Here is a 3,715-nt window from a genome sequence, read left to right as displayed (position 1 = left end):
TAATATTGGTGATATGCCCGGAGAAGGTGGAAAGCGACTGCTCGATAGATTGCTCGTCGCCGATGTCGGCGTAGATAGTTTCAAAAATACTGATTTCGGATTGGCTCCCGGCGGGGATGTGCATACCGCTTTGCGCCATGAGCGCCAGCAGGCCAACGGTTTTCAGCGTGACGGTTTTGCCGCCGGTGTTGGGGCCGGTGACAACGAGGGCGCGAGTCTGCGGAGCCAGTTCTACGTCAATCGGGACAACGCTTTCTTGATCGAGCAAGGGGTGGCGGGCCTGGTAGAGACGGATGACCGGGGACGGCGGGCGGGAGGATGCGTCGTGCTTCGTGCGTCGTGCGGCGTGCCCCCGTTCCCGGCCTTCGGTCAGCGCAAGCAGCTTTGGCTCCACGGCATCCAGCGCATTGGCGTATTTGGCGCGCGCAAAGGCCAGATCAATTTCAGCCAACGCGATAAGCATGTCTTCGAGAGCGTCGTTGTGTTCGGCAACCAGAGCGGTCAGTTCGGAAAGAATACGGCGTTCTTCATCACGCTCGGCAAGCTGCAATTCACGATAGGCGTTATTCTTCTCAACAATGCTCAACGGCTCCATGAAAACTGTAGCCCCGGATGCCGATTGATCGTGAATAATGCCTTTGACACGCCCCTTGAAATCAGCACGCACGGGCAGCACATAGCGGCCATCTCGTTGCATAATCAATGCTTCTTGTAAATACTTCGCAATATTGGAATTACTTATCATGCGCTGCAACTGCGCCATCAGGCGATCGTGTTCAATTTTCAGATTCCGGCGAATTTTCCCCAGAGCATCCGAAGCGCTGTCAAGGATTTCGCCGCGATCCGAAAGCGCGTTGGTAATCACATCCACCAGCCCCAACCCATCTGGCAAGCGCAGCGATAATTCGACCAAATACGGGTAATCCAGACCCTCACGCTCAAAAGTGCGTCGCAAATTACGCGCCGCCACAAGCGTATATTTGACATCCAGCAGCTGGTGAGGTTCCAGCACCACCATACGGGCGGCGGCGCGCAGCACTTCGCGCAGATCGCGCGCCCCACCAATACTCACTGTGGGAATCGCTTCAATCAACTGGCGCGCTTCGCGCGTTTCGGCCAAGTGTTGGCGGGCATCCTCCAGATGCGTGGTCGGCTTCTGTGCGCGGGCTAACTCCCGCGATGCCGAAAAACTGCAATAGCCAGCCAAGCATTCCAGAACCTTGTCATATTCGAGAGTGTGCAGCGTTTTCTCATCCATAATGCGTTGCGAGTTTACCATAAAATATACCCCCCCTCTCCAAACTTGGGAGAGGGGCTGGGGGTGAGGGCAAAAGAGGGCTACAATATGGAATATGTCGCGTTATGTTATTTTGACAGGAATACTGCTGGCGCTACTGACCTCGGGGTTGGCTGCTGCTCAAAAATGCGAGCCGCGCCCCGAGGCCTGGTTCGCTGAAGTCTTTGGCATCCAACTCCCGGCGGATTTCCCCGAAACCCTGAAGTTGGTAACTTCGCCCAAAGAAGTGGCGCACGGGTATCTTGAGATCACCAATGACTCGAATGCCCCGCTATATCTACTGCCCCCCACAGCGGAGCCAACCCTCATCACCACAGCCCAACCCGCCATCGCCGACGAAACCCTGAACGGAGAAATCAACCCTGAGTTGATTCTGCACCACGAGCGCGCCCCCGATTTAGCGGCGTTCAGCATCCAGCCCGGTGAAACCTTGCACCTGGATACCACATCCCTGACAGCCCTATTGCCGTATATCGAAGCGCGCAATATCATCGATTACAGCCGCCCAGGGCTGGTGCTGCTCCCCAATACCCAGCGCGGGGAATTTTTACTCATCCACGGGGTGCAACTCTATACCATCCAATTGACGATTGGCTATGCTTTCAATGAAGGCTTCGCCGCCGAGATTTGCGGAGAAACTGTAAAGGCGCAAACAGAAAGCATAGCCGAAGCCAGCCCGTTTCACCCACAGGTTGGCGGCTTTATGCTGCTGATTGCCGCGCTGCTCGTTGTGGGGGTGGAGCGCTATCACTACATAACTTATCGGCGCACAAAAAAATAACGCAATAACGCTTATTACAACACCCCTAATTCACGCGCCCGTAACGCGGCTTGCGTGCGATCAGAAACCCCCAACTTGTTGAAAATATTGCTAATATAGTTTTTCACCGTCCCCTCGGCGAGATAGAGCTTGGCGGCAATTTGCTTATTCGAGAGACCTTGCCCCAGCAATTCAAGCACTTCAATCTCGCGTTCCGAGAGCGGATCGGGGATACTGGTATTGAGCGGGCGCGCGGCGGGTTCCAGGCGGGCGAATTCGGCGAGAACTTTGCGAGCCACCGAGGGCTCAATCAGCGCGCCTCCAGCAGCAACCTTGCGGATGGCCTCCGCTAATTCGCTGCCAGAGACATCTTTAAGCAAATAGCCCAACGCCCCGGCGCGTAATCCCTCGAAGATATATTCGTTATCATCAAAGGTAGTCAGAATAATCACGCGCGCTTCAGGCCAGCGCTCGATCATGCGGCGGGTGGCTTCCACGCCATCCATGCCGGGCATACGGATGTCCATCAGCACCACATCGGGGGCAAATTCCTCATAGGCATCCAGCCCGGCCTGACCGTTTTCGGCCTCGCCAACCACCTGTAAATCGCCTTCAAGTTCGAGAATTGTACGCAAGCCGTCGCGCATCAGGCGTTGATCATCCACAAGCAGCAAACGGATCGGGGGTGTCATGCTTTTTCTCCATCGATTGTCAGGGGCAAATAAACGCGCAATTGCGCCCCACCAGCATCCCGGTTGCCCAGTTCCAACCTGCCGCCTAATTGTGCCACGCGCTCGCGCAGGCCGCGCAATCCAAAGCGATTTTCGTCCAGATGCGCCGGAAGCCCAACGCCGTCATCACTGACCATCAGTTGCACAGTATCAGTCTGATGGCTCAACTGCACCCAGACATGCTGTGCCTGGGCGTGGCGCTGCACATTGGTGAGGGCTTCTTGCACGGCGCGGTAGATGGTGAGCCTGTGGGCGTTGGGAATGGTAAATTCTTCGGGGGGCAGAATCAACTCCACATCCAGACCAGTGGCTGTATCAAAGGGAGCTATGAGCCGTGGCAATGCATTCCACAGGGAAAGATCGGTTTGCAGTGGTTCTCGCAAAGTCGCTACTGTGCTGCGCAATTCACTCAAGGCCTCGCGCACCTGCTCTCGTACAGTTTCCACCATTTGCGTAGCCCGGCCCGGATCATCTGGTATCAGACGTTGCGCACCCTCCAATTGCACGGCGGCCACTGTCAGGCGATGCCCCAGTGTGTCGTGCATTTCACGGGCCAGGCGGTTGCGTTCTTCGGAAACGGCCAATTCTTCAACACGCCCAGCATATTCTTGCAATTGCTGGTGAGCAACTTGCAGTTCGCTGAGCAGGCGCTGGCTCTCTTTGCGGGCTTCTTCGGCTGTCGCCAATGAACGCGCAAAAGCAGCAAAAAACCAGTATCCCGCCGAAAAAGGCAGCAAAGTCAGAAAAGCTTCCAGAGGGTCGCCGGTGAGAAAGAAGATCAATCCGGTGAACAGGGTAAAAGCCCCCACCCATAAATAACCCGTCCGCTCAGGAAAAACCATCATGGCTTGTGCGCTGAGGATGAAAAATAACATGGGGAAAACTCCCCATTGGGGTTGCATCGAGATGAGGACACTGACAATGATT

General features: G+C 55.6%; 4 protein-coding genes. 1 reads left to right on the top strand and 3 read right to left on the bottom strand.

The features are described 5' to 3' along the window. A partial coding sequence (locus HN413_01465; GenBank protein MBT3389059.1) for an endonuclease MutS2 occupies positions 1–1,279 on the bottom strand: 1,279 nt, incomplete at its 3' end. 73 nt (positions 1,280–1,352) lie between these two features. Here HN413_01465 and HN413_01460 point away from each other — a divergent pair. After that, the gene (locus tag HN413_01460; GenBank protein ID MBT3389058.1) at positions 1,353–2,078 is read left to right on the top strand and encodes a hypothetical protein; all 726 of its coding nucleotides are present in this window, start codon (positions 1,353–1,355) and stop codon (positions 2,076–2,078) included. A 14-nt stretch (positions 2,079–2,092) separates the two neighbouring features. Here the strand turns inward: HN413_01460 and HN413_01455 are convergent, their stop codons facing one another. Together HN413_01455 and HN413_01450 are read right to left on the bottom strand one after the other, a co-directional pair. Continuing rightward, positions 2,093–2,749 carry a response regulator transcription factor gene (locus HN413_01455; protein MBT3389057.1) on the bottom strand — a complete coding sequence of 219 codons (657 nt, stop codon included), beginning with the start codon at positions 2,747–2,749 and terminating at the stop codon, positions 2,093–2,095. Next, positions 2,746–3,663, bottom strand: a complete 918-nt coding sequence (locus HN413_01450; GenBank protein ID MBT3389056.1) for a sensor histidine kinase — start codon at positions 3,661–3,663, stop codon at positions 2,746–2,748. The genes HN413_01455 and HN413_01450 overlap by 4 nt, the downstream gene beginning before the upstream one ends. Positions 3,664–3,715 lie beyond the last annotated feature (52 nt).

Source organism: Chloroflexota bacterium, from assembly GCA_018648225.1.
GTDB lineage: Bacteria > Chloroflexota > Anaerolineae > Anaerolineales > UBA11858 > NIOZ-UU35.
The sequence above is the reverse complement of the archived record's forward strand: the minus strand, read 5'-3'. Positions and strand labels throughout refer to the sequence as shown.

What these genes read in the sequence shown, in the direction of transcription:
- HN413_01460 (MBT3389058.1), top strand. Translation starts at nt 1,353, where the DNA reads ATGTCGCGTTATGTTATTTTGACAGGAATACTGCTGGCGCTACTGACC.
- HN413_01455 (MBT3389057.1), bottom strand. Translation starts at nt 2,749, where the DNA reads ATGACACCCCCGATCCGTTTGCTGCTTGTGGATGATCAACGCCTGATG.
- HN413_01450 (MBT3389056.1), bottom strand. Translation starts at nt 3,663, where the DNA reads ATGTTATTTTTCATCCTCAGCGCACAAGCCATGATGGTTTTTCCTGAG.